The sequence below is a fragment of the Hominifimenecus sp. rT4P-3 genome (assembly GCF_051055405.1).
Taxonomy (GTDB): Bacteria; Bacillota; Clostridia; order Lachnospirales; family Lachnospiraceae; genus Pseudolachnospira.
In genome coordinates, this window is sequence record NZ_CP167068.1 from 2,579,505 (window position 1) to 2,603,525 (window position 24,021).

Sequence of the window (24,021 nt, forward strand, 5' to 3'; positions counted from 1 at the left end):
CGCAGGAGGTTTAATCTTCCCTCCTTTCACGTCTTCTCCTTAATCCGCATCCATACATCAGGCCCATCGCAAGAACTGCGATGCCGCCGAGTGTGTAAATAGTAGTTCCAGCCCCGCCGGATTCGGGAAGAGGTACAATATTAGCCTCGTTGATAATTGTAGAAACAGGTTTTCCCTCTTCATCCGTCAATGTATATCCCGAAGAAGTCACCGTAACGGTATATATCTTCTTACTAAGCTGATAACCAGGAGGCGCTTCGGTCTCCACCAACTGATAGGTTCCCGCCTGAACCTGACCAAAATTCACCTGACCGTTCACGGAGACAGCTTCTTTCACCACTGTATCCCCTACCCGCGTCTTCTGGATGCCATCTTCATCTAGAACGGCTTTTCCGTTTTCATCCGTTACGGCCAAGATTTCATAAAGAGCAAACTTTGCGCCTGTCAATAGATTTCCATACTGATCTTTTTTATTGATCAGAAGCTCTCCAGTATCCACCCGGTTTGCAATGGTAAAGGCAACTTGATCTGCTTCCGTTATCGTACTCACGGTACGACCGTCTTTCCAATAGCTCGGCTCGCTTGTCACCACGACATAGCCCGCATAACCGTCTGTAGAATCTGCCGACGGGGAATAGGCGACATCCCCAATCCAGTTTTCGCGGACTGTATACGTTACCGGTTCACCGCCAACATACTTGGGAAGGTTATTCCAAGTATAGGTCCACGCGTTCTCATCCGAAAGAGTTGCTGCCTGACCGACCTCTGTACCATTCCGATACAGCTGTATCTTAACCGGAAGTTTCCGCCCTTCTCCCCATTCCTTCGTCACGGTAACCGCAACAGGATCAGAGTGGTTAATAATGCGAAGGGAATACGCGCCTTTTCCAATGCTTTCCAACACAGCGTCATTGGCTTCGCTTCTTAAGCTTACTTTGCCGCCGTCCCAGACTTCAAAAGGAATTGTCACAGCGGAATAGCCTTCCCGCTGCGTCTCCACAAGCTGATAATTTCCATCGGCGCGTGTGCTGTCAAGTCCATATAACAAGAGATCGCCCTGGCTGTCTACTCGGATTTTTGAACCGGCCGCCTCGGTACCATCGACCTGGGCAAGATACAATCTTCCATCCTGGTCTTGGTAAATCTCCTGTTCTTGATATACGCCGTTTTCATCCTGTTTTTGCAGGGTAAATTCAACGTCTCCAATCGCATGCCCGAACTCATCCACTTTATGGATCGCGATACTGTTGGTCGGAATATAGCTGTTTTGCAAGCTTACCGTTTGATAAGCGTCCACTGTTGTATCTTCCGAATAGGCCTCCACCATAACGGAAATCGGATTCTGATAGATGGCCCATCCGCTGTCGTTCCCACTGGAACCGCTGATCATATACTCTGGCAGAATCGCTATGTCCCCGCTCTTTTTCAAACCATAGTTTATTTCCTCAATCGTATATGTCACATACTGAGGCAGCTCTAGGGTCCATGTGTAGGTATTCCCCTCTTTCTTTACCTCCGGGTCTGTTAGTCTCAATGTCTTCAACAGATTACCATTGTTGTCCCTCACCAAAATAGCGTAGGCAGAATTACCTTTCTGATTTGTAACTGTTGAAATAGCCTTTTCGTCACCATAGAAATTCTTTCTTATATTTAAATAACCCTTTTTCGGAACCAAAATGCCGTCAATATGCCAAGTAGCTTGTTTTTTAAAGACGTACCACTGGATAGAAAAGTTATTCGTAGTAATATCTTCCGCTGGGATATCGTTTCCTTCCATATCCTTAAACTGTACACGGGCGCCGCCGCCATTGGTAATCAGTTCTGCCTTCCCGTCTGTTCCCCGGAGCTGCTCGCGCACCGCAGCAAGCACCGTCTCATCATCCGGAATCGAATCCAATATAACGCCCGTTCTATTATCTGTATTTCCCTCCACCATTCCGCGGATGATTTTATCACTTTCTAAAATACCACTGTACGTCTTTGTTCCAACTACGGTCCAGCTGTTCGTATCTGTCAATAACTTCTTTGCCGCCACAAGGTTCGTATAATACTCTGTCTTAGTCTCTATGGTACGATCCGTATCCGCGTTGTCATTAATGGTCTTTAAGTTCATATAAAGGAAAAAGCTAACGGTATGAGCATCGTCTACCCGCTCCCACACTCCGTATAACGTCAAATTTTCCCCCGGGGTTAACGAAGCAATAATTGTTCTCAATTCCTCTTCCGAAAGACTGTTCCTGTCTTCGCTCCGCTTCCATCCCTTAAATTCATAAAGCGCTCCATCCGACTGATTAGTTGTGGTCATATAACTTTCCACTGTCGGCCGCAGCCACTCATAATCACCCAGTTCACTGGACGCAATGGTGTCTATATAAGTGCTTTCCCCCTGAACCGTCGGTTCCACGCAGTGTTTTAACCTTTGCTTATCTTCAATCTGAAGATTGATATTATAGATAAGGGATACCTGAAGCGAATCATCGCTCGTAGCTGAAATATCCTTTTCCATGATAAAGGATCCCGACAGAAGATCATCCAGATTCAGCTCCGTCTCTTCCCCGTCAATGGTATACTGATAAGGATAGTAATCTACGCCGTTTACCACGAAATCCCGCTTCTGAGGCGTCCTTCCCTCATACACGCGGATTCTGGCTGTCAAATCCTTTCCCTGCGTCAGATTCAGCGTCAACGTATAACTCTTGGTATAAAGATGCGTGTACTGCTTCGCAGAAGCCGCGGTTAAATCCACCTCCTGCGTACATCCTTCATCCGCATACCACTTACACTCCAAAGCGGGTACGCTGTCAGAAAGCCATGCCTGATCCAAAGCTTCCGAAAAGACTGCATCTTCTTCCACATCTACCGTAATCGGCTCGTCGTCGCCTGTATGCAGCCAAATGGAGGTCATCGCAGCGTCTCCCCATACCGCATACAGGATTTGATTGTAAAAATAGGATCCCCATCCATAAATGGTAAATTCCGCTCCCGGCTTGTAAATCCCCTTGACGCCGCTCGGATCGGTCGACCACCCTAAAAAGGAATATCCATCTCGCGTCGGTTTCTCTTTCGTCAGCTGGATCGTGTATTCATCCTCAGCAGTAGCCGGATAAAATTCTTCTTTAAAGAGCTCCTCATGATTATCATACACTACCCAATACTCAATCCACGCGCCTGCTCCCTCCGCCAATGCGTTTGGCCGGGCAGGCGCCTTATAAATCGTATTGCCTGCATTCTGCCCGGAAGACGTTTCCGCAGCGTCCGCTGTCTGGGAAGGCGCGTTCATCGCCGCGATCTCTTCCGCTGTCATCTCTACGATCTCAAAACACTCTTCTCCATGTACATGCTCTTCCAACACAATTTCTGGGCAAAGCAGCTTTCCCTCTTTGTCATAGCAGGTGGTCTCGCTGTGGGTGTGGTTTTCCAACTTGCCGCAGGAAAGCACCGTATTCTTGTTATAACAGTCTCCTGTATGCTTATGCTCTTCTATTTCGCAAGTAAGCTGACCATCCTCACCGTAACACTCCTCTTCATGCAGGTGTTCCGGCAGCGTGCACTGTAAGTCACCCAGTGCCTCCGTATAACAGGTTCCATCATGCTTATGCTCCTCCACCTCAGGAAGAGTGCAGACCAGTTTTCCTCCCGCGTGATAGCAATCATCATTATGGACATGAACGACATAATCTGCCAAACCGCAAATCAGCTTCTGTTCCGAATCATAACAGTCCGCGTTATGCTCATGTACCTGATAAGCGCACTTTAGTACTTTTTGCTTATAGGTCATTGCCTGACCGGTATATTTGAGAACCGTTATCGTTCCCGCCGTTACGATCACTGCCAGGCACAAAAATACCACCAGCCACCGTCGGTATATTTTCTTTTCGCGTAGGAATTTCGCAGCTTGTTTCCAAATCGAAGATTCCATAGCCCGTTCGTTCCTTTCTTAAAATATGTAAACCCTCTATCGAAGAAATCCAAACTCCGACAAAGGCCAAACTCGAAATACAATCCTTCCAAGCACCATTTCCTCACTCACACAGCCAAGGGCCGTGTTCCGGCTGTCAATGCTTGTTGCTCGATGATCTCCCATCACAAAGCACCGGCCATCCGGCACCTGATATGGTAAAGTAATATTGCATTCACCTAATGCTTTCTCTGAAAGATAAGGTTCTTCCAACAACTGGCCGTTTACAGACACATTGCCTTTTTCATCAATATCCACCCAATCTCCTGCCGACGCAATGACCCGCTTCACCAGGATATTATTGTTATAATAAAACGCAACCACATCGCCCGTGTCATAGTGGGAGCCATTCACAGCTACCACGATATCACCGTCCTGCAAGGTCTCCGCCATGGACGTACCGTTAATCTGCAATACCGGCAGAACCAGAACCACCAACAGCACCGCAGCGGCAGCCACCACCAGCAAAGAATAACATGTGCTCCGCAATACGCGGCTATATCGATGTTTATATTGCTCTCGCCGAAGTTCTTCCTCAAGCAGTTCTATACTGGGGGATTCCGAAATGTTTCCGCGTTTGTTCTCGCTCATAATTGCTTCCTCTATGACGATGCTTTACGTTGGGGTTCATTCCTCCTCTGTAAAAATATCCTCGCTCTTTGGTGGCTGTTTTTCTACAGGTGATTCCTCTCCAACGTTCTATAGACGCCGTTTTGATGCTTGCTGTATTCGCTCAAACAGATCATCCAGCTTCAGCGCCGCAACGATCTCTTCCACTTCCAACTGCCGTTTCTCTCGAAATTCCTGGATATTGGCTTTCAAATTATGAATCTTAACATCCTTTTCATCCAGACGGCCTTTCAGCTTATTGATTTGTGCATCCTTTTCGTCTAAGCGCTCTTTCAGCTTATTAATCTGCGCGTCCTTTTCGTCTAAACGCTCTTTCAGCTTATTGATTTGCGCGTCCTTTTCGTCTAACTTTGCTTTTAGTCGGTCATTGCTAGCCTGGGACTGGGTTAACACTTCTTCTTTTTCCGCCAACTGGCCTCCCAGCTGTACGGCTTCTTTCCCCTGCGTTAGCAATAATTGCAGTAAATCTTGCCTGCTAAGTTTTCGGAATTCTTTTTCCGTCATGCCCGACCCTCGTTTCTTTTTCGGTTTCTCGGTTCCCTCTCCCCCTTCTAATCTCTATTATAATAGATGCGCCGTCAAAGAAAGCGTCAAAGGAATAGGGAAAAAAGGCTATCACATTAACCTTTTCTTGTCAATTCATACGAAAAATGCCTCTGTTTTCTCATCCGCCTAATCGTTTCGACACAGCTTCATAGTGGATGCAGCTAGAAAGCACCACTTCTTTGTTGATAACGCCTTGCTGATAGAGTCGCAGTAAGCTCTGATCCATGGTACACATTCCCATCGCTCCACCGGCCTGAATCGCGGAATCTAACTGATGCAGCTTGTCGTCCCGAATCATATTTTGAATCGCAGGGTTCACCTTCATAATTTCAAATGCCGGGATCCGCCTCCCATCTTTTCCAGGCAGCAGCTGCTGACACACAATCCCACGGAGCGTCTGCGCCAATTGGATCTTCACCTGCTGTTGCTGACTTGCCGGGAACACATCCAAAATCCGGTTAATCGTATTGGCCGCGCTGACTGTATGCAGCGTGCTGAGGATCAATACGCCGGTCTCCGCTGCCGTCATAGCTGCAGAAACCGTGGCATAGTCTCGCATCTCACCTAATAATATCACATCTGGGCTCTCCCGCAGAGCCGACCGCAATGCGGTAAGATAATCCGGGGAATCCAAAGGAATCTCCCGTTGAGATACAATGGATTTCCCATGACGGTGAACATATTCGATCGGGTCTTCCATTGTGATGATATGACCATCCCTGCTCTGATTGATTCGGTCAATGATACAGGCCAGCGTGGTCGATTTCCCCATCCCAGCCGCGCCGGTAATCAACACTAACCCATTTCGATTGTCCGCCAGAGACAGCACTTCCTCGGGAATCCCCAATTGCGCCGGATCCGGCAATCCAAACCGAATGACCCGAATCACCGCCGCAAGGCTTCCCCGCTGATGAAACACATTGACACGAAAGCGGCCCCATTGGGACATGGAGAAAGAAAAATCATCGTCTCGCCCTGCCGCTAAGCACTGCCCAAAGTCCCGTCCGCTCATTGTGTAAATTTCTTCGATCAGCCTTTGGGTATCCGCCGGCATAAGCCGGTCTGATTCATCGCGTCTCTGAACGCCGTCACATTTTAATGTCAGTGGCAGGCCGGCTACTAAAAAGATGTCCGACGCGTTTTTTTCAACCGCTTTTTGAATAATTTCCTGAATTGTCATAGTAAAGCCTCCTAGCCACCCCACAGCTTGTTTTCCGGTCCCGTAGGAGACCACTGAGGTTCCGTCTCCCAAGAAACAATTTCATAGCCTCCATGGCCGTTTGTTCTTAGCCCCACGCGCAGGACTGCATTTCCTGCGGTAAAAGTTTTTTCATAGATATCGCCGTTTTGGGTCACGCCTTCCAGTCCGGCGATATCCCCTCCGCTTTCTAACGCTTCCTGAACTTCTTCTAAAAAGATCTGGCCCGCCTGTTCCCGCTGATATTGCTGCCTGCTCATCTGCCCATAGCGTTCCGCCAATCGTAGGTCCGCCTGAGCGGTAGACATGGTCAAAACGCCTAAAGTCGCCAGGCTAATGGTGATGATCAACAACATTAGCGCTAAAACGCCAAGCTTTGTCGGTTTTCGTCTCATGGCGTTTTCCTCCCTAAATATACGGAGGTCTCCAAACGATAAATTTCTCGCGAATCCTGGGTATTTTCCACCGTAATCCGATAGGTAACAAGCCCTGCTTCAGGCGCTGGAATCTTATCCCAATCGATTCGCAGGGAAAGTTCCCCCTCCGGATCGATCTCCCCTTTTTCATTATAGAAGATGACGAGAGCCCCGTCAAGTGATTGGCCGTCGGGTTCTTTCCATAATATTTTTTCCAGTTCTTCCAGACTTTTTGCTCCGGCGGCAGCTTCCGCGGCGTTTCGTGCCAGATGCACCGCCTCCGTCAACTCTTTCGCTTGCGCTCTGGCCTGCTCCGCTTTTCCAAAACATTGGACCAAAATTAACGCTACCGCTACCAGCGCGCCTACCAGCAACAAGGTTTCCAGATAAAACGCCGTACGTGTTGGCTTCCTCATTGGCTGCCTCCCATCTCGCTCCGAAGAGACACCAGAACACTTCCTTCATCCAGGCGCAGCTGAAGACTCCGGTCTCCTACCCATTCCATCTCCAGGATACGGCAGCGTCCAATACTCTGCTTTTCCCCTTGACCGAAATCCGCTTCCGCCCGTGAGAATTCCTCTATCAGCTCTCCTTCGGACAGGTAAATCCGCGTGACATAGCTCTTTTCGTTCGCCTCGTCCGTCATCACCAACATGTCGCCTTCCGGTCCCTGTTCGATAGCCACAGCATTTTCATGGTCATGGTTTCGAATGCTGGTGGACAGATAAGACAAAATCGCCCGCTGATTGTCGTTTTCCCGCTGGCTTTCCACCGTTCGCCCATAGGTTCTGGCTCCAAGCAGAACCAGCAGCAGGCAGCCGGTCAATAGCAGTCCATAAATTCCCAGGGTATAAAAGGTAGTCATGTCCAAGCGACGCTTCTTCATATATCCCTACCCTTCCTTTTTAGCCACCCGAACATTGGGGGGCAAATTATCCGCAAATGCCTCATACACCACGTAGTAATCCGCTGTGTTGATGCGAAGGCCATAGTTTTCCATCAAATATTCCAGACTTTCCGGATAGACTCCCTCTACGGCGAAGCACTGTCTCGCCCGCTCCCGGATGGTTTCGCCGATGGCACGGGCAGCCTCCGCCTGCACTTGCCGCGCTGGCTTGCCATAAAAAAGGAATCCTGCCGCAAACCCCAGTATCAAGGCCACAGATACCAGTAAAAGCCATCCGATTTTACGCCTTTTTCTATCGAAATACATCCTGTCACCTCATCCAATGGAGTTCATCATGCCGATCAGAGGCAGCATCACACTAAGAAGGGAAAAGCCCACGGTGACCATCATCGTACCGGACAATACGGGATCCAAAACGGATACCAACTGCTCCACCCTCTGTATCAGATTCTCCTGCAAAAGGCTGCTTAGCCGCTCTACAACGCCGTCCAAGTTTCCGCTCCTAGAGCCTGCCAGCAGCATCCGGCCATAGACCGGCTCCAAAAGCCGGACCTGGTAAGCCGCCTGAGCAATCCCTTCTCCTTCTTCCATACGGGAAAGACAATCCCGAAGTCTTGCTTCAACGGCAGCACAGTCCACCACCTGGACGCTTTCTTCCACCGCCTCATCCTGAGACGCCCCGGCGGACAGCAAAATCTGCAAAGATACAAAGAAACGGTACAAGCCCATGCACTGCATCATACCCGCCGTCACAAAAAGCTTTTCTAAGATGCGCTTTTCCCATCTTCTGCCTCCGGCTGTTTTCCACAGCAGCTGACACACGATCGATAGAACGGCCAGCGCTAACATGACCCCCAAAGCCACATCGCACAAAATATAAGCCAACCGGATGTAGCGATAGGAGGAATTTGCGATGCCGCCGGCCATGCTGGTATACACATCCGAGAAGACCGGCAAAACCTGCGTTAACATCACCGCCAGCACCGCTACAATGATAATCAGCATCACGGTCGGATAGCGGACCAACCCCTTTAACTTTTGGGAGATCGTATGCTGCTCGGTATAGTAGATGGAAAGATGCCGAAACACCTCTTCCTGCTGGCCATTTTGCTCACCCAGCCTTATCATTTGTACAAAATATTCCGGAAATGCGTCGGTCTGCGCCAGAGCTGCCGATAGGCTTTCTCCACTCTCCATCTTTTCATGGGCTTTTTGTAATGCTTCCGCCAGAACACCGCCTGCCTCCCGGTCCTCCAGCAGCAGCGAAATGGCCTCGTCCGTCTGTATGCCTGCCCGGAGCATCATGGTCATGCTCTCGCAAAATGCACTGATGCCTAGAGCGCTTATTTTCTTTTTATTCATATTCCGCCACCGCCTTTTAATATACGTATACGTCCGTATAGCTGGTTCCGTCTCCCGTGGTCGTGGGATCCGCCCCATTGGCCGCAAACGTGCAGTCAATCCGGTTCCATTCTCCGCCCCTCACCTGGTACTCTACGGTAATCCAACCGGTTTCTTCCGTATAAAACATATTCCACGCGTGATACAAATCTCCCGGCGCCACATAGCCAAAAATGATCTTGGTCGGGATCCCCTGGCTCCGGAGCATACTTGCCGCCAAAGAAGCATAATCAAAACAGATTCCCTTTCCCTCCGCCATGGTTTGATCCGGCGAGGGAATATATCCGCTCTCCACGTTTATCGCCTTTTCATGGTCATACGTAACGCTCTCACAAATATAGGCAAATATATTCTGCGCTGCCTCCACCGGCGTGGACGCTCCTGCGGCCAGTTCCTTTGCTTTTACCACACAATCCGAGTCCGCCCGATAATCTGCATACTGGTTCGTCCGAATAAAGGGCTGAAATTCATCGCGAAGCGTCACTTCCGCTTCCGTGGCAAACAACTCCGCATATTTTGTATCCATGACATTTTCCATCACACGGAACCGATAAAGCCCGTCGCCGCTTTGCAGGCTAAATATGGTTTCCGTCCCGTCGTTTGGCAGATCATAGTTATATATGCTTTCCCCTTGAACCACCTGGAACTTCAGGTGGGAATCCGACTTGGCTGACACAGCCACATACCCCTCGCTTACGGCGGACACATCAATGAGAGCGTCTCCCTTGCCCACTGCTTGCTCCCGATGAAATACCGCCGGTGAGATATCCGGAGGAACGTAAGGCTCCGCTGCGTTTCCCTCTGGAGCCGATGTCAGTTCCTTCTCCGGGGCCGATGTCAAGTTCTTCGTCGGTTCCGCAGGCTCGCCGCAGCCACTCAACATCAACAGCACAAGGAATATGCTGATGATCCGGCACCGATTCGTCATGCTGCCTCTCCCCTACCATAAATTTTATTGTAACCAGACGCTTTTTACTTTCGAATCTCCAGCAGTTTCTCTTTCAATTCGCCTTCCAGCCGTCTCATCTCCGTCTCCGCTTCCTGCCGTTTTTGCCGTCCCTCCTGCTGAATTCGAAGGACTTCATCCAAGGTAGAAATCAAAGACTCGTTGGTCGCCTTTAAGGTCTCAATCTCCACCACCCCGCGTTCGGATTCTTTGGCGGCTTCCACCGTAGCCATCTTTAACGTCTCCGCATTTTTCCGCAGCAGCTGATTGGTCATATCCGTTACGGTTTTCTGCGCCTCCGCAGCCTGCGCCGAATGGGAAACGCCCAAAGCCAGCACCATCTGGCTCTTCCAAAGAGGAATCGTGTTGACCAAGGTAGACTGAATTTTCTCCGTCATTAATGTATCGTTTCCTTGAATCAGCCGAATCTGCGGGGCAGTCTGCAGACAGATCATCCTGGTCAATTCCAAATCATGTAATTTTTTTTCAAAGCGAAGGCATTGGGCGTCCAGATCCCTTGCCGCCTGCGCGTCCTCCGGCTGTCCGCTCTGATCTGCCTTTGCGATCAATTCCTTGAGCTCCGTATCCCGAACTTCCGCCAACTTTTTCTTTCCCGCCAGGATGTACATGGTCAGTTCTTTAAAATAAGTCAGGTTTACCTCATACATCTTATCCAAAACAGCAATATCTTTTAAGAGCTGGACTTGATGGGACTCTAGAGCCCGGCAAATCTGATTGACATTGGTCTCTGCTTTCGCGTAACGCGCTTTTAACGTAGTCAATTTATTGGATGTTTTTTTGAAGAGGCCAAAAAATCCCTTCTCCTCCTCTTCGTCAAACCCTTTCAGTTCTCCCACTACGTCCGTTAAAAGTTCCCCGACTTCGCCGAGGTCTTTGGTTCTGGCATTTTCCAAAGCGTTTTCCGTAAAATCGGCCATTTTCTTCTGCGCGCCCACGCCGTATTGAAGAATCGTCGTGGAATCGCTCAAATTAATTTGTCTGGAAAACTCTTCTACCATATGCTGCTCTTCCGGACTTAAAATGCTGTCGTCCCACTGCTGCTCTTTCACCGGAGCCACCGACGCCTCTTCCTTTGCAAAAGGATCCAGCGTCAATACCGGCGCTGTTCCCAGTTCCTCAAACATTTTGCTGTCACTCATCCGTTTTCTCCTTTCTCCTTCGACGCTGCAGCGCGAAGCACGCCTTCTTCCGTCAGTCCCTCTTGGGCCAACATGGTCTTTAACACGGTAATATCGGTGGACACATCCCAGGCGGTATCCTGAAACAGACTATCCAGAAGTTTCTCAAATGCGAGATTTAACGTATCCAACGTACCTTCAATTTCTTTTTTAGAATTTACGATATTTTCTCCCTGCACCGGCTGACTTGTCAGTTCTTCATAGGCTTTTAAAAGTTTTACTGTCGTGGGCAGGTAATATTCCATCAACTTGCGGATATCGCCCACATCCTCCGGATTTTTCTCTACCCTCGCTAAAATCCGTCCCACCAGCATCTCCATGCGGGAAATCTTTGCTGAGATAGCTTCCCCGGAAATCGCACGATTGCAGCGGCCAATCTCCGCCAGGTACGTTCTCCCTTCCTCAATGGTCTCCCGGACCTCAGCGGGCAGGGAATCTTTTTGCTCTGATTTCTCATCCGTCTTTTTCGGCTGCTGACGTTCTCTCAGCTCTTGCTGCTTGATTGCCGCAAGGTATTGCTGATAGGTCGCTTCCTCTACCATCAAACAGGTTTCCTGACGGTCCAAATGCCCCTGCAAAAACCAACGCTTATGAAACATCTTTTTCAGATCTTTGCGGACAAAACGAAGAGGTCTGTCCACAGAAACGGCCAGTTCTTCCAGCGGACAATAGGTCCGTCCCCTGAGACAACGAATATACGAGGCAAACCGCGCCGCCATCCTTCGCATGGAACTCCCCTTGCCTGCCAGGACGGTACATCCCAGAAAGCAGAACGATAAAAGATAGACCGGCAGCCGCAGGCCAAAGGGAAATGATCCGCCGGCAAGCGCAATGAGCAGCAGCACCAAAATGGCAATGCCGCTGATGGTCCCGAAAAGGATCCCCGTAATTTTCATGGTCATTCCGCCGGCCCGACAGCCGTAGGTACTCGCAAATATTTTGGAAGAAGATTCCGGAACATGGCAGGGCCTTCGGCAGCCTTTCTTTCCGTCTGCATTGGCCGTATCCTTTTCCCTCCGTTGCCCCATATTTTGTTCCACAGCGGCGCCGGCGCTTCGAAGGCCGTCGCCGACCATCTCCGCCGTCCGCTCCATCACTCCCCGAAGAGTCTGATTTAAAGTCCGGAAATCTTTGGTGTCCACGGCATCCTGCACAATATCGCGGATATCCTTCCCCAACGATTTCCAATCATAATCCTGCATATTGCCTCCTGGCATTTTTCTTATTTTCCCCAGCGCTCATACATCAAAATCTCTTCTATCGCTTTTCTTTCCTTCGGCTTTGGTTCCTCCGCCGGATAGCCGACTGTCAGGACAGCCACCACATGCTTGTCCTTCGGAATTTCAAGAATCTCTTTCATCTCTTTTTGAGTAAAATAACCGGTCCAACAGGTCCCCAGCCCCAATTCCGCTGCTTTTAATACGATATGTTCGATGGCGACCGCAGTATCTCGAATCACCAATTTCTGTTCCTTATAGGGCGTTTCCTCATTCAGCTCGATCGTTTCGTCCTTCAAACGCACGTATCCGTCCGCCACGCAAACCAAAAACAACGGCGCGCTCATCATCCATTCTTGATTGTGATCCGCCTGAACGATTCTTTTTTTCATTTCTTCCGAGCGAACGGCAATGAAACGCCAAGGCTGGGTATGATGTCCCGACGGAGCGGTACGCGCCGCCTCGATCAGCTGATGCAAAATTTCATCGGTTACCGGCTGATCCGTATATTTTCGAATACTTCTTCTCTTTTCAAAAATATCCATAAACTGCTCTTCCCCCTTTGCTTTTCCAAGCGTTTGACAGAATATTTTTATTATACCTCACAATGGTCAATTTTTCTACATCTAAATCCAAGCGGAGTGTTTTTTATTCGCCAGGGTTCTGGATTCAAGGGGACTCAGTTGAAAAGAAGTCGATATATTTTGTAGGGTTTCGGAGCGAGTACTTCTAGGATTCCGGAAATTTGTAAAAAGCACTCACAAAAATAAGAAACTCGCTGCGCTCAAACAGTCTTATTTTTGTTCATAATACAAATTTTCGGAATCTGAGAAGTACTAATGCTCCTGCAAATACAAAATATATCGACCTCTTTCACCCGAATCCTTTTGCCATCTGAATCTTGCCGAAAAAAACTGCCCTGCAGCGGAAACATCCGCCGCAGGGCAGTTAAAGAATTCCTCATCCAATATCAGCGAAGAATGATATCCTCTCTTCCCGGCCCATTGGACACCATGGTAATCGGAACCCCCAGTTCCTTCTCGATGGTCTCCACATAATTCCGACAAGCCTCCGGAAGTTCCTCGTAATTCCGGATTCCCCGGATATCGCACTTCCAGCCAGGTACTTTCTTCCACACCGGTTTCGCCCGATCCAGCTTTTCACTGGCCGGGAAATCCCGGACAATCTCTCCGTCGATCTCATAGCCGACGCACATCGGAATCTCATCCAAATATCCCAGAGCGTCCACAATGGTCAACACTGCTTCCGTCGTACCCTGAATCCGGCAGCCATACCGGGACGCCACACAGTCAAACCAACCGACCCGGCGCGGACGGCCCGTCGTAGCGCCGTATTCGCCTTTGTCTCCGCCGCGCTTTCTCAGTTCCTCCGCCTCGTCGCCAAAGATCTCACTGACAAAAGCGCCGCCGCCAACCGCACTGGAATACGCTTTTACAACCGTGGTAATATTTTTAATCTCATAGGGAGGAATACCCGCTCCGATTGCTCCGTAAGCCGCTAGCGTCGAAGAGGACGTCACCATCGGATAAATCCCGTGATCCGGGTCCTTCAGGGAGCCCAACTGTCCCTCCAGCAAGATATTCTTTCCTTCTTTCAAAGCTTGATGCAAATACGCCGAGGTATCGCATACATAGGGAGCGATCATATCCCGGTACTCTAACAGCGTCTGCATCAAAACATCCGGGTCCATGGGCGGCTTGTGATACAGATGCTCAAAGAGAACATTTTTCAACTCGCATACCTTATCCACCCGCTCCCGCAGAACCTTGGTCTGAAACAGCTCGCTGACCTGAATGCCGATCTTTGCATACTTATCCGAATAAAAAGGCGCAATGCCCGATTTGGTCGAACCAAAGGACCGGCCTCCTAAGCGTTCTTCCTCATATTGATCCAAAAGCACATGATACGGCATCAGAATCTGAGCCCGGTCTGAAACCAGGATCTTTGGTTCCGGAACCCCTTTTGAAGTCAACTCCTGAAGTTCATTGATAAAATAAGGAATATTCAACGCTACGCCATTTCCAATCATATTGGTCACATGGCTGTAAAAAACACCGGAAGGAAGCAGATGAAGAGCAAAACGGCCATAGTCGTTGATAATTGTATGCCCGGCATTGCTTCCGCCCTGGAACCGAATCACAATATCGGATTCCTTCGCCAGCATATCCGTAATTTTTCCTTTTCCTTCGTCGCCCCAATTAGCGCCAACAATCGCTCTTACCATTTACAATCCTCCTGTCTTACTTCTCACTTGCAGAATCTTATCAACTGCAAAACGCCATCCATACTATATACGAATTCACGGGGAAAATCAAGCAATTTTTGTCAAAAACCTAATATCTGTACCAGAAAAACCGCCGCCGAGGCGCCAAGGGCCACCGTCAGCAGCCCCCTGCCAAAGTAAGCAAGGAGAACCGCCGCCGCCGTTCCAATCACAGCCGAGGCCGTCGATGCCGTGGAAGAAAAAATATCCGGAAAGGTCATCGCCGCCAGCACCGCATAAGGAACATACGCTAAAAATGACTTCACATATACGTTGTTCATTCGCTTTCGGAAAATCGCCATCGGGAGCATCCGAATCAAATAAGTCACGCCGGCCATCACGCCCACGCTTACAATCACGCGAAGCATATCTCCTTCCATCACGCCTCCTCCTTTGCTTCTTCTTTGATGGGAAACAGAACCGCCGCAATCCCGCTGACCACAATCGTGATCAAAATAATCCCCCAGCCGCCGGATAAGAAGGAGAGCCAGGAAACCGTGTGAAACAGAACGCTAAAAGCGACCGCCAAAAGCACGGTAAACAGTACCGGCTTCTGCTTTTTTGCCGGAGGCACAATCACCGCGATAAACATCCCATAAAGGGCGATCCCAAGAGCGCTGGAAAGGCTTTCCGGGAGCAGCGTGGTCGCCACGCCCCCTAAAAACGTCCCGCCTGTCCATCCGATCACCGGCGTCAAAATCAGTCCGCACATATACCAGGCGGAAAGCTCCCGCGGCCGCTGCATAGACACTGCGAAGATCTCGTCGGTCACGCCAAAAGAGACCGCCAAACGCTGGCGGAATGTCATCTTCTCTTCCACCTTCTGCGACATGGACAGAGACATCAGGAAATACCGCAAATTGATAATTCCCGTCGTCAGAGCAATTTCCAGATAGGACCCGCCGGACAAGATTAAATTCGTACCGGCAAATTGTCCTGCACTGGTCAGATTGGACAGCGAGATCACCGTCACAATCCAGGCAGGAAGGCCGGCTAACACGGCCTTCATCCCATAGGCGAAAGACACGGACAGATATCCCAGACAGATCGGAAGGCCGTCCCGCAGCCCTTGCCGGAATTCTTGATTTCCCTTCATGTTTCTACTCCTCCGCCGCCAGTCTCGCCGGCAGCACTTTTTTTCTTACGTACAGATAGCAGGCAATATGCACCAGAGTCGTCGCTGTCCAGGATACCGGATAAGACAGGAACAGAACTTCTAACGTCGGATAAGCCGCAAAGATGGTATAGATCCACAAAATCCGCAAACCGCAGGCTCCGATGGTGGAAACGATCATCGGCATCACCGAAAAGCCCATGCCCCGAATAGCGCCTACCATGGTGTCCATCATCCCGCAGATGCAATAGAGGGGAACGACATGCCGCAGTCTTAAAACGCCGTAGGAAATGACGTCCGCTTCCGGAGAGTAAATCCCGATCAGGAAATTCCCCGCCAGAACAGCCGAATTTCCAGCCACCAGGCCCAAAATTGCCACAGAAACCAGACAGATTCCGAGAGCGCGCCCCATCCGGTCGTATTTTTTGGCTCCCATATTCTGACTGGTAAAACTAAGCGCCGCGTGATGGAAGGAATTCATCGCCGTGTAGATAAATCCCTCGATATTGGCCGCAGCAGTACTGCCCGCCATAACGACAGAGCCAAAACTGTTGATCGAAGACTGAATCAGCACGTTGGAGATCGAAAACAACGCGCCCTGGACGCCGGCTGGAAGACCGGTGCGCAGGATTCCCAAAAACTTCGTTTTGTGGATTTTTAGCTTCTTTAAATAGAGTTGATAGCTTCCCTCCGTGCGCATCAGAGTGTACACGATCAGCCCAGCCGAAATACACTGGGCCAACACCGTAGCCAGCGCCACGCCGTCCACATCCATGCCGCAGACAATCACGAAGAACAGGTTCAAAAGCACATTGACAACCCCAGCCATCACCAGGAAATATAGGGGACGTTTTGTATCCCCGACAGCCCGCAGTACCGCGCTGCCAAAGTTGTACAGCATAATCACCGGCATCCCCGCAAAATAAATCCGCATATAAAGCGTCGCCATATCCAGAACATCATCCGGAGTTCCCATGAGGGAAAGCAGGGGCTTTGACAGGAAAAATCCAAAAAATACCAAAAAGACTCCGCATACCAAACTCAGGGCAATCGCCGTATGAACCGTCTCGCTGATATCGCGGTCTGACTTTGCGCCGAAAAACCGTGCCACCTGGACGCAGGCGCCCACGGACAATCCGATAAAAACGTTGATTAAAAGATTAATCAGTGAGCTGGTAGAGCCGACTGCCGCCAGCGCTTGCTGTCCTGCATACTGCCCTACTACCACGATGTCCGCCGCGTTAAATAAAAGCTGCAAGACACCGGATAACATCAATGGCAAGGCAAACCGCAAAATTTTTCCAAGCAGCGGCCCATTGCACATATCAATCTCATAGCTTTTCTTTGCCAAAACAATTCTCCCCCTTACTTTTTTGGCAGTAAAAACAGGCGGATTCCGAAGGGAAACCACCTGCTTGCTATTCTAACCTATTTTTGAAAATTCCGCCAGCCCTTTTTCTTATTTCCCAGCGATATTTTCACTCTTCCTGCTTTTCAAACCGGTCGGTTCCCACTCCACAGATCGGGCACTGAAAGCCGTCCGGCAGTTTTCCTTCATGAACGTACCCGCAAACCTGGCACACCCATTTCTCGCTCTTTGTTTCCGCCTCGGCCGTTTCTTTCTGCGGCTCTGCCGCGCTTTCCTCCACATAGGTGGGCGCATTTTTCGGGCTCTTGCCTTTTACTACGTTATGGTAATAGGCGTAGGACATGGCAGGCGCGTCTCCGGGGAGTCTTTCTGCCTCTTCTACCTGTCCTAGAAATACGGTATGCGTAGCGGTTTCCATCTTATCGATCACACGGCAAACCACATATCCGCAGCCCTCTTTTAGCACCGGGACTCCTTCTACCATCTGATAATCTTTTCCTGCAAATTTATCGATATCTTTCCCAGAATGAAATCCGAAAAGGCCGATCAGCGCCGGATCTGTCTTCTCTGACAAGATAGAAAAAGCAAACTTTCCAGTCTTTGCGATACAGGAATTTGTATAATTGTCATGATTCATACTGACGGCCACCGTTGCCGGCGAAGATGTGATCTGCATGATGCTGTTGGCGATACAGCCAGTGGGACGCTCCCCATCCATAGCCGTCACCAGATAAACGCCATAGGACATGTGAAAAAATGTTTTTTGATCCATGATGACCTCCCGTGTTTTGTTGTTCGTCTGTCCCAGATTTCCTGAGATATCTATAAGATACGTCATTTGATCTTGAAAATCAAGCCTTCCGCCAAAGACTTAACAATTTTTTCCAAACGCATCCATTGGCAAGGACATACACGGCCAGGATAGAGAAAATTTTGCCCTCGTCAATTGAAGGTACCATTACTTATGAGGAATTATTTTGGTAATTCTCCCCTCCTCATCATAGTAAATGTCCAGGCTGATATGCCCTTTTGCATTGTCCGCATCCACGTGGACCTCGATATAATCGCCGTGATCTTTCATCACATAGTTGTCGCCGGCATAGATCCCTCCCTGGTATCTCGCCGCTTCTTTAATCGCATTCTCAATCGAGTAATCCGATGGTTTAAATTTGCCCATTTCTGTTCCTCCTATACCACATTCCACTTTTTTTGGCGTCTCCATAATAAACGAGTAACATAACCAAATACAATTTCTTCTATACTGAACAGCATCAGATACAGCAGCGCCCCCCGAAGGAGGGAAAGAAAAAAGAAATCCCCGCCCCCATATCCCGCTTGAAGAAAATCTATGACCGCGGATAGATTTACCGGTACGCTGGCCGCCGCCACCAACAGGAACATCCAAAGATTCTCCCTTCTTTTACAAATCGGGACAACTCTCACGATCAGGAAAAGGGCGGCGGCCACAACTGCGGCGAGCCAGACAGAGCGTTTCACCGCAGCCAGAGCGGAAAGCCCCGCCGGCGCCGCGACAGCAAGAAGGGGAAAACGCAATGTTTTTTTGTTTACAGAAGCCATAGGATCACCTCCGCAGCATTTACAAGCAAAAGTAAGGGAAGCGCAATCTGAACGCCGGTAATCAGATAACAGGCAGCCAACATTCCATTGTCCAATCGCCCCTTCTTTCTCCATCTCCGTCTTTTTTGTCTCTTCCAAACAATCGATTTGGCGTCGGCAATCAAGTCCTCCGCGCCTAATAGTTCCGAGAGTATCGCGGCTCCGTCAAACCCTTCGATTAGGGTCAAGTTCAGCGCTGCCATCAAAATATTTGTGACGGCTCCGCACACGAAAGCGCCGCCCCATGCCGGAAACTGCAACGCCGCCAGGAAAAGGAGGCCGGCCAGCATCAGATTTGCCTCGATTCCCGCCGCATCGATCTGCACCCGTTTCATCCGATTTTTTATCGCTTCCGCGCTGAGCAGAACATAAGCGCCGGGGAGAAAATGATGGAGCATCACGCCAAGTTCAAACACGCGTCCGCCATAAGAAAGACAGGCACATCCATGAGCAAGCTCATGAAACAGCATTCCCAACATCACCCCTGCCAGACTGCCCAGAAACATATGGTCTCTGCCAAGAATCGGGGCGCGGTTCCAAAGGAGAAGGATACCCGAAATAAACACTGGAAGCCACAGATATTTGAGCAGCATATGATTCGCGAACGCCAGAATCCGAGAGAATCCACTGCCCTTTGGAATCCACAAAGTACGGTAAACCGTCCCAGCCGAGACCGCGATACGGCTGCTGTAGCGCAGCATTTCATTCTCATCCAGGATTTGCAGCATTTCATCGACGTCTTCCTTGTCAAGAGTCGGGTCTATGGCATAAGGATTCACATGACCGTCCAGCTTCCGGGCAAAACGGGCCAGGCCGTTCCCTATCGTGCAGGTTTCCTCCAGCAGATAATCTTTTACCTCCCACTGATTCGGAGCAATCCGCCGGAACACAAGCCAATTTGCGATTTTAGGATATCTCATCAGACAACTCCAATTCCTCCGCATCCAAGGCGGCAATTTTCTTATCAATCTGCGCAAGCAGCTCGTTCACATCCAGAGGCTCCTCGTCCTCCGTCATCGCCCAGAAGGGAGAAGGCTGTCTCCTTGCTCTCCTTCTATTCGCTAAATCAGCCTGAATCTGCTTCTTTTTTCTGCTCTTTACCATTTCCTCAAAATGTAACGTCCGTATCTGGTAGTCTTTGCTTGCGTCCGTGGAAGGAAGCTCTTTGGGCTCCGAGTAACCATAGGTCTCGTAGAAAAAAGGGAGGCGGGAGATAAATTTATACCGATTGTCAATCAATATCAGCGCCGTCCCCGCCGGCATAGCCGCCAACTGCGCCGCGGTAATCAGAGGCTCCTTCACGATGTGATTGTTGATTTCCACTTGCCGTTCCCCGCAGCGCTGGGACCACTCTTTCAGGGTTTCCCAGCTATTTGTGGCGAAAGCAATCGTCATACCGATGCAGGAATGGATGGTTTCCGCTTTGCTTTTCCCGTAGACATCGACCAACTGCGCGTTGCTCTGCAAAATAAGCATCAGCCGCAGATTGCGGCTTCTGCCGGCCACCATCAGATTCGGAAGATTGGGGATGCTTTTTCCCACGGAGCCCAGCTCTTCCAGAACCAGATTGACCCGAATCGGCAGTCTGCCGCCCAAATCCTGTGCCACGCGGATCAGATGCTGGGATATCTGGGAAACCAGCAGACCGGCCAGGGTGTCGTATACATCCGTCTCATCTGGCAGCACGATAAAGATGATAAAGGGGCGGGTCACATCCAAATCCAATATATTCAAGGTATCCTGGCTCAGCATCTCCATCAAACCCTTACTTCTGCTGAAAACTTCGATATTTGAAGCTGCTACGCTGTGAATGGACGCCCGCGTCTCATTGGGACCTGTCACATAGGCGGCTAAATTTCGTTTTGCAAGGGAATCGTCCGGCAGCGTCTCATAGAACTCTTTCGCGATCGTACCGCTGGCGTACCGAATTTCAGACTGTTCCATCATAACCGCCACACTGTCCAGGTTCACCTGCTCTTCCTCCGCGGTCTCAAAAAGTCCGTAGGTAAGGCCTTTGGCATAGTTTGCGGAAGCGTCGCTCCAAAATTTATCCGAATGGCCGTCATAGGGGCAGACGCCGTTCCACAGCTCGCTGACCATGGAGCTCGCTATATCCCGGTCCTCCCGGCGCTCCGACTGAGACAGGCGGTAGGGAGTGCTTAAGGGGTTCCACTTGGTAGGGCTCTTTCTGGGATTCCGAAAATCCACACAAAATGTCTGATAACCAGCGGGAATCGCGTCCGCATTTTGCGTATAGCACTCTTTCTTCGGATCCAGAACCACCGCGCTTTCGCCCTTTTTTAAGATCTCCCGGATAAAATGAAGGCTGCAGCACTGGCTTTTTCCTTTTCCGGTTTTTCCGATGACTTCGATATGCGATTCACTGTCAACGGAATACTGTTCCCCATTCTCCGCCAGAATGATCGGCCCCGCGCCATTTTTCGGGTCGGTTGTTTTACGAAAATGCCGCTTTATTTCATTTTTCGTATTTAAACGTTCGCTTCTGCTCATTTGACCTCTCTCCTTTCCTTTTCGCCATACCATGCTTTCATCCATGCCGTAAGGCTATACTCGCGAAGAACTGGCGTTAACCCGGAAAAATCTGTCACGTGTATCAATTCGTCCGCGACGGCTAAGGCGTCGGAAACCGTGGCGATGGGAAAGCGTCTCGCCATCTCCAGGAAAACGGCATGGACCGCCGCATGGTTTTCCAACTCAATGCCACATTCCTCCATTCTCTTTTCCATCAAACGGCAAATTTCTTCCTCTGTGTAGGGTTTTACGCGGATCCATTTGATATGATCGATGGTTTCACACAGTTTTTCCATCAACCGTTCTTCATTTTTCGTCGGCTCGGAATGGACAAAGAAAAGGACGCAGGCATTCTCGCAAATCCGCTTGCAATTGCTCATAAACTCCCCGAACTGGGTCTCATTCATGTGCAGAGAAAGGTTGGTAATGTCCATTCCAATGACGTTGGCATATTCGTTTTCGTAGACCGCGGCGGAGTCAATCGCAGAAAATGCCTGCTTCAACTGATGCAGCGTGCCGTCAAAGGAAATCTCGATATAATCGTCCAAGCCGCTTGCAAAACTCAAAACGCCATGTTCCTTATACATATCCGTCAGGTATTCCACCAACGTGGTTCTTCCTTCTCCCGCGTCGAGCGGAATCAACAGGTGATCCGGTTTCAATCCGCAGCGTTTATACCGATACGCATTTTTACAAACCTTCTCAATCTCAGTACAGACCGGACCAAGTCCAATGGGTTTTTGAATCTGAATCGCGTTCATCGATGATTTCCTCCTATATCCACTCAGAAATGGGGGCGCCAATCCGGTCTACCAGTCCATAAGAAAGGGCCTCTTTGGCGTCCATGATATGATCCCGCTCCGTATCATTTTCTACTTTTTCCACCGGCTGCCCGGTACACTCTGCAAAAATCTGATTGATCTTCCCGCGAATGTTTAATATGTGCTCCGCATGAATCCGGATATCCGTAGCCTGACCGCTCATTCCTCCCAGGGGCTGATGAATCAAAACCTCCGCGTTGGGCTGAATATAACGCTTTCCCTTTGTTCCAGCCGCCAGGAGAAAGGCTCCCATGCTGGCCGCCATTCCGGAGGCCACGGTACGGATATCGCATTTCAGGGCTTTCATCGTATCATAAATACTAAATCCAGCGGAAACAGAACCGCCGGGGCTCTGGATATAGAGTGTGATATCTTCCTCCGAATCCCGTGCGAGGCATCTCAACGCGGAATTTACGATTGTTGCGATCTCCTCATTGATCTCTCCGGTAATAGAAATCATACGATGAGAATAGTCAATGTCGAGAGGCGCCAGCATCATGTCCTGGCCATTGAGATTGACAGCCTTTTTTACCAAATAATTCATAAATTCCTACCTCCTTTATAAGCGCCAAGGGATTTGAACATCACGGTCTCTTCTTCCGTCATTTCGTCCAGGAGGACGATTTTCTTTTCCGGAAGAAACAGCTCTTTTTTTGCAATTGCAATCAGAGAATCTTTTGGCTCGCAAATCGATACCCCCTGCTGGAAAAGATTTTCATACATGTGATTGTTACATTGGAACATTTTCTCATCCTCCTTCGTGTGATATCTCTGATTACGAAACAATTTTGAAAATCTCCAAAGAAAAGAAAATTTTTCTAATCTTCCCTGTCAAGGGAGGAAATTGCTATCTCAAATACCATACGCTCCAGATGATAACTCAGGGAAAACCGCCGGTTTTCCCCCGCGCCGCGGACAAGATGCTCCCCGATGAGCTCCTTTACAAGCTCCGGCGTCCCTTCCCGACCTTGTTCAAAATAGGGTAATTGAAACACCGCCTCTTTTGTCTGCTCCGGCAGCCGCCGGAGGAATTGAACCAGCTGACTTTTTGTCTCAAAATACAGACCTTTCCGCTTATAATAATGCATCGCTTCTTTGCAAAGAGGGATGGGACGAGACCATCGATGATCGTTTCGGATTTCCTGATCGGATAGATTGAAATAATCGTATCTTTCGCACCCGTTGGAAACGGTAAGGTCAAAGGTAAGATCCACGTGATAAAATGTTCCATCCACACGGCAAAGATTCCACGCATGCCCCTCTTCCTTTTCCTGATTTCTGGCCTCACCTATCACCAGAATCGAGGAAAGCCCTGTCCGGTCCGCCAGATATTGGAAGGCTTTCGCGATGCCTTCACAGACGCCGATACCATAAAGCAAGGCCCCCGGTGCTTCATGACTATAAGGAGCGTCCGCATCCCGGTATGTTACCCTGCTGGTCAAAAGAGCATGGATCGCCTCTTCCCGTTCCAACTCGGTTTTCCCCTTCACCGAATCAATAAAATCCCCATAGGTTTGTTCCAGCCGTGCCAATATGTGGAACACGGTCTTTTCATCAAACCGGTACTCCAGACGCGCCGTACAGTTTTCTGGAGCATTGGAGAAATATTGAAGGGAAATGTTTTTTACATAAAATAACTCCGGGATATCCCATCTTAAACTCTCGTACACGTTTTGCATTTCTCCGGCGCTGCATTTCGGACAGATAACCGAAGGTTTAAAATTTACCATCCCTTTTAGAAGTTTGACATACACACGCTGCTCGGAAGCGGAAAGCAGGCGGTAGTAGTAGCGATATTGTCCTTTCGGCAGGAATGATGCAATTCCCATAAACTTCCCTCCTCTACAGGCCCGCTTTCCCATCTTT

Annotated in this window: 26 protein-coding genes; all 26 read right to left on the reverse strand. The window is 49.6% G+C overall.

Annotated elements, in window-relative coordinates:
• Positions 1–10: 10 nt before the first annotated feature.
• Positions 11–3,919, reverse strand: coding sequence for a SpaA isopeptide-forming pilin-related protein (locus ACCC71_RS11865; protein WP_434309835.1), 3,909 nt, complete (start codon positions 3,917–3,919; stop codon positions 11–13).
• A gap of 36 nt (positions 3,920–3,955) precedes the next feature.
• Positions 3,956–4,549 carry a signal peptidase I gene (gene lepB / locus ACCC71_RS11870; RefSeq protein WP_434309836.1) on the reverse strand — a complete coding sequence of 198 codons (594 nt, stop codon included), beginning with the start codon at positions 4,547–4,549 and terminating at the stop codon, positions 3,956–3,958.
• 108 nt (positions 4,550–4,657) lie between these two features.
• A complete protein-coding gene (locus ACCC71_RS11875; RefSeq protein ID WP_434309837.1) occupies positions 4,658–5,092 on the reverse strand; it encodes a hypothetical protein in 435 nt (144 codons plus the stop codon).
• Between the two features lie 160 nt (positions 5,093–5,252).
• On the reverse strand, positions 5,253–6,314 hold the full coding sequence (locus ACCC71_RS11880) for a type IV pilus twitching motility protein PilT (protein WP_434309838.1): 1,062 nt from the start codon (positions 6,312–6,314) through the stop codon (positions 5,253–5,255).
• Between the two features lie 11 nt (positions 6,315–6,325).
• Complete coding sequence (locus ACCC71_RS11885) at positions 6,326–6,727, reverse strand: hypothetical protein (RefSeq protein ID WP_434309839.1); 402 nt, start codon at positions 6,725–6,727, stop codon at positions 6,326–6,328.
• Positions 6,724–7,164, reverse strand: coding sequence for a hypothetical protein (locus tag ACCC71_RS11890; RefSeq protein ID WP_434309840.1), 441 nt, complete (start codon positions 7,162–7,164; stop codon positions 6,724–6,726). The genes ACCC71_RS11885 and ACCC71_RS11890 overlap by 4 nt, the downstream gene beginning before the upstream one ends.
• Positions 7,161–7,634, reverse strand: a complete 474-nt coding sequence (locus ACCC71_RS11895) for a DUF4860 domain-containing protein (RefSeq protein WP_434309841.1) — start codon at positions 7,632–7,634, stop codon at positions 7,161–7,163. Before ACCC71_RS11895 ends, ACCC71_RS11890 begins: the two co-directional genes overlap by 4 nt.
• 6 nt (positions 7,635–7,640) lie before the next feature.
• Entirely contained in the window at positions 7,641–7,961 is a 321-nt protein-coding gene (locus tag ACCC71_RS11900) for a hypothetical protein (protein ID WP_434309842.1), read from the reverse strand.
• Positions 7,962–7,970: 9 nt separating this feature from the next.
• Complete coding sequence (locus tag ACCC71_RS11905; protein ID WP_434309843.1) at positions 7,971–9,017, reverse strand: type II secretion system F family protein; 1,047 nt, start codon at positions 9,015–9,017, stop codon at positions 7,971–7,973.
• Between the two features lie 16 nt (positions 9,018–9,033).
• Positions 9,034–9,984 carry a transglutaminase-like domain-containing protein gene (locus ACCC71_RS11910; RefSeq protein WP_434309844.1) on the reverse strand — a complete coding sequence of 317 codons (951 nt, stop codon included), beginning with the start codon at positions 9,982–9,984 and terminating at the stop codon, positions 9,034–9,036.
• 44 nt (positions 9,985–10,028) lie between these two features.
• Positions 10,029–11,162: a toxic anion resistance protein gene (locus ACCC71_RS11915; protein ID WP_434309845.1), complete on the reverse strand. Its 1,134-nt coding sequence runs from the start codon at positions 11,160–11,162 to the stop codon at positions 10,029–10,031.
• Positions 11,159–12,403, reverse strand: a complete 1,245-nt coding sequence (locus ACCC71_RS11920; RefSeq protein ID WP_434309846.1) for a 5-bromo-4-chloroindolyl phosphate hydrolysis family protein — start codon at positions 12,401–12,403, stop codon at positions 11,159–11,161. The genes ACCC71_RS11915 and ACCC71_RS11920 overlap by 4 nt, the downstream gene beginning before the upstream one ends.
• 20 nt (positions 12,404–12,423) lie before the next feature.
• Positions 12,424–12,963 carry a nitroreductase family protein gene (locus ACCC71_RS11925; protein ID WP_434309847.1) on the reverse strand — a complete coding sequence of 180 codons (540 nt, stop codon included), beginning with the start codon at positions 12,961–12,963 and terminating at the stop codon, positions 12,424–12,426.
• A gap of 425 nt (positions 12,964–13,388) precedes the next feature.
• Positions 13,389–14,663 (reverse strand): adenylosuccinate synthase, encoded by a 1,275-nt coding sequence (locus ACCC71_RS11930; protein ID WP_434309848.1) that lies wholly within the window; start codon positions 14,661–14,663, stop codon positions 13,389–13,391.
• A 101-nt stretch (positions 14,664–14,764) separates the two neighbouring features.
• Positions 14,765–15,082: an AzlD domain-containing protein gene (locus ACCC71_RS11935; RefSeq protein WP_434309849.1), complete on the reverse strand. Its 318-nt coding sequence runs from the start codon at positions 15,080–15,082 to the stop codon at positions 14,765–14,767.
• Positions 15,082–15,798, reverse strand: a complete 717-nt coding sequence (locus tag ACCC71_RS11940; RefSeq protein WP_434309850.1) for an AzlC family ABC transporter permease — start codon at positions 15,796–15,798, stop codon at positions 15,082–15,084. The genes ACCC71_RS11935 and ACCC71_RS11940 overlap by 1 nt, the downstream gene beginning before the upstream one ends.
• Before the next feature lie 4 nt (positions 15,799–15,802).
• Positions 15,803–17,140: an MATE family efflux transporter gene (locus ACCC71_RS11945; RefSeq protein ID WP_434311855.1), complete on the reverse strand. Its 1,338-nt coding sequence runs from the start codon at positions 17,138–17,140 to the stop codon at positions 15,803–15,805.
• 154 nt (positions 17,141–17,294) lie between these two features.
• On the reverse strand, positions 17,295–17,957 hold the full coding sequence (locus ACCC71_RS11950; RefSeq protein ID WP_434309851.1) for a flavin reductase: 663 nt from the start codon (positions 17,955–17,957) through the stop codon (positions 17,295–17,297).
• A gap of 186 nt (positions 17,958–18,143) precedes the next feature.
• Positions 18,144–18,362, reverse strand: a complete 219-nt coding sequence (locus tag ACCC71_RS11955; protein ID WP_434309852.1) for a hypothetical protein — start codon at positions 18,360–18,362, stop codon at positions 18,144–18,146.
• An 11-nt stretch (positions 18,363–18,373) separates the two neighbouring features.
• A complete protein-coding gene (locus ACCC71_RS11960; RefSeq protein ID WP_434309853.1) occupies positions 18,374–18,763 on the reverse strand; it encodes a hypothetical protein in 390 nt (129 codons plus the stop codon).
• Positions 18,751–19,722 (reverse strand): hypothetical protein, encoded by a 972-nt coding sequence (locus ACCC71_RS11965; protein WP_434309854.1) that lies wholly within the window; start codon positions 19,720–19,722, stop codon positions 18,751–18,753. The genes ACCC71_RS11960 and ACCC71_RS11965 overlap by 13 nt, the downstream gene beginning before the upstream one ends.
• Positions 19,709–21,313, reverse strand: coding sequence for a type IV secretory system conjugative DNA transfer family protein (locus tag ACCC71_RS11970; RefSeq protein ID WP_434309855.1), 1,605 nt, complete (start codon positions 21,311–21,313; stop codon positions 19,709–19,711). Before ACCC71_RS11970 ends, ACCC71_RS11965 begins: the two co-directional genes overlap by 14 nt.
• A complete protein-coding gene (locus ACCC71_RS11975; protein ID WP_434309856.1) occupies positions 21,310–22,095 on the reverse strand; it encodes a hypothetical protein in 786 nt (261 codons plus the stop codon). Before ACCC71_RS11975 ends, ACCC71_RS11970 begins: the two co-directional genes overlap by 4 nt.
• Before the next feature lie 13 nt (positions 22,096–22,108).
• Positions 22,109–22,699, reverse strand: a complete 591-nt coding sequence (locus ACCC71_RS11980; protein WP_434309857.1) for a ClpP family protease — start codon at positions 22,697–22,699, stop codon at positions 22,109–22,111.
• Positions 22,696–22,899, reverse strand: a complete 204-nt coding sequence (locus ACCC71_RS11985; protein WP_434309858.1) for a hypothetical protein — start codon at positions 22,897–22,899, stop codon at positions 22,696–22,698. The genes ACCC71_RS11980 and ACCC71_RS11985 overlap by 4 nt, the downstream gene beginning before the upstream one ends.
• A gap of 74 nt (positions 22,900–22,973) precedes the next feature.
• Positions 22,974–23,984, reverse strand: coding sequence for a transglutaminase domain-containing protein (locus ACCC71_RS11990; RefSeq protein ID WP_434309859.1), 1,011 nt, complete (start codon positions 23,982–23,984; stop codon positions 22,974–22,976).
• Positions 23,985–24,021 lie beyond the last annotated feature (37 nt).

Coding starts and splice junctions, on each gene's coding strand:
- ACCC71_RS11950 (WP_434309851.1), bottom strand. CDS start 17,957: ATGGATCAAAAAACATTTTTTCACATGTCCTATGGCGTTTATCTGGTG.
- ACCC71_RS11975 (WP_434309856.1), bottom strand. CDS start 22,095: ATGAACGCGATTCAGATTCAAAAACCCATTGGACTTGGTCCGGTCTGT.
- ACCC71_RS11875 (WP_434309837.1), bottom strand. CDS start 5,092: ATGACGGAAAAAGAATTCCGAAAACTTAGCAGGCAAGATTTACTGCAA.
- ACCC71_RS11890 (WP_434309840.1), bottom strand. CDS start 7,164: ATGAGGAAGCCAACACGTACGGCGTTTTATCTGGAAACCTTGTTGCTG.
- ACCC71_RS11905 (WP_434309843.1), bottom strand. CDS start 9,017: ATGAATAAAAAGAAAATAAGCGCTCTAGGCATCAGTGCATTTTGCGAG.
- ACCC71_RS11980 (WP_434309857.1), bottom strand. CDS start 22,699: ATGAATTATTTGGTAAAAAAGGCTGTCAATCTCAATGGCCAGGACATG.
- ACCC71_RS11985 (WP_434309858.1), bottom strand. CDS start 22,899: ATGTTCCAATGTAACAATCACATGTATGAAAATCTTTTCCAGCAGGGG.
- ACCC71_RS11935 (WP_434309849.1), bottom strand. CDS start 15,082: ATGGAAGGAGATATGCTTCGCGTGATTGTAAGCGTGGGCGTGATGGCC.
- ACCC71_RS11920 (WP_434309846.1), bottom strand. CDS start 12,403: ATGCAGGATTATGATTGGAAATCGTTGGGGAAGGATATCCGCGATATT.
- ACCC71_RS11865 (WP_434309835.1), bottom strand. CDS start 3,919: ATGGAATCTTCGATTTGGAAACAAGCTGCGAAATTCCTACGCGAAAAG.
- ACCC71_RS11885 (WP_434309839.1), bottom strand. CDS start 6,727: ATGAGACGAAAACCGACAAAGCTTGGCGTTTTAGCGCTAATGTTGTTG.
- ACCC71_RS11925 (WP_434309847.1), bottom strand. CDS start 12,963: ATGGATATTTTTGAAAAGAGAAGAAGTATTCGAAAATATACGGATCAG.
- lepB (WP_434309836.1), bottom strand. CDS start 4,549: ATGAGCGAGAACAAACGCGGAAACATTTCGGAATCCCCCAGTATAGAA.
- ACCC71_RS11915 (WP_434309845.1), bottom strand. CDS start 11,162: ATGAGTGACAGCAAAATGTTTGAGGAACTGGGAACAGCGCCGGTATTG.
- ACCC71_RS11945 (WP_434311855.1), bottom strand. CDS start 17,140: ATGTGCAATGGGCCGCTGCTTGGAAAAATTTTGCGGTTTGCCTTGCCA.
- ACCC71_RS11895 (WP_434309841.1), bottom strand. CDS start 7,634: ATGAAGAAGCGTCGCTTGGACATGACTACCTTTTATACCCTGGGAATT.
- ACCC71_RS11900 (WP_434309842.1), bottom strand. CDS start 7,961: ATGTATTTCGATAGAAAAAGGCGTAAAATCGGATGGCTTTTACTGGTA.
- ACCC71_RS11880 (WP_434309838.1), bottom strand. CDS start 6,314: ATGACAATTCAGGAAATTATTCAAAAAGCGGTTGAAAAAAACGCGTCG.
- ACCC71_RS11960 (WP_434309853.1), bottom strand. CDS start 18,763: ATGGCTTCTGTAAACAAAAAAACATTGCGTTTTCCCCTTCTTGCTGTC.
- ACCC71_RS11910 (WP_434309844.1), bottom strand. CDS start 9,984: ATGACGAATCGGTGCCGGATCATCAGCATATTCCTTGTGCTGTTGATG.
- ACCC71_RS11930 (WP_434309848.1), bottom strand. CDS start 14,663: ATGGTAAGAGCGATTGTTGGCGCTAATTGGGGCGACGAAGGAAAAGGA.
- ACCC71_RS11970 (WP_434309855.1), bottom strand. CDS start 21,313: ATGAGCAGAAGCGAACGTTTAAATACGAAAAATGAAATAAAGCGGCAT.
- ACCC71_RS11955 (WP_434309852.1), bottom strand. CDS start 18,362: ATGGGCAAATTTAAACCATCGGATTACTCGATTGAGAATGCGATTAAA.
- ACCC71_RS11940 (WP_434309850.1), bottom strand. CDS start 15,798: ATGAAGGGAAATCAAGAATTCCGGCAAGGGCTGCGGGACGGCCTTCCG.
- ACCC71_RS11965 (WP_434309854.1), bottom strand. CDS start 19,722: ATGAGATATCCTAAAATCGCAAATTGGCTTGTGTTCCGGCGGATTGCT.
- ACCC71_RS11990 (WP_434309859.1), bottom strand. CDS start 23,984: ATGGGAATTGCATCATTCCTGCCGAAAGGACAATATCGCTACTACTAC.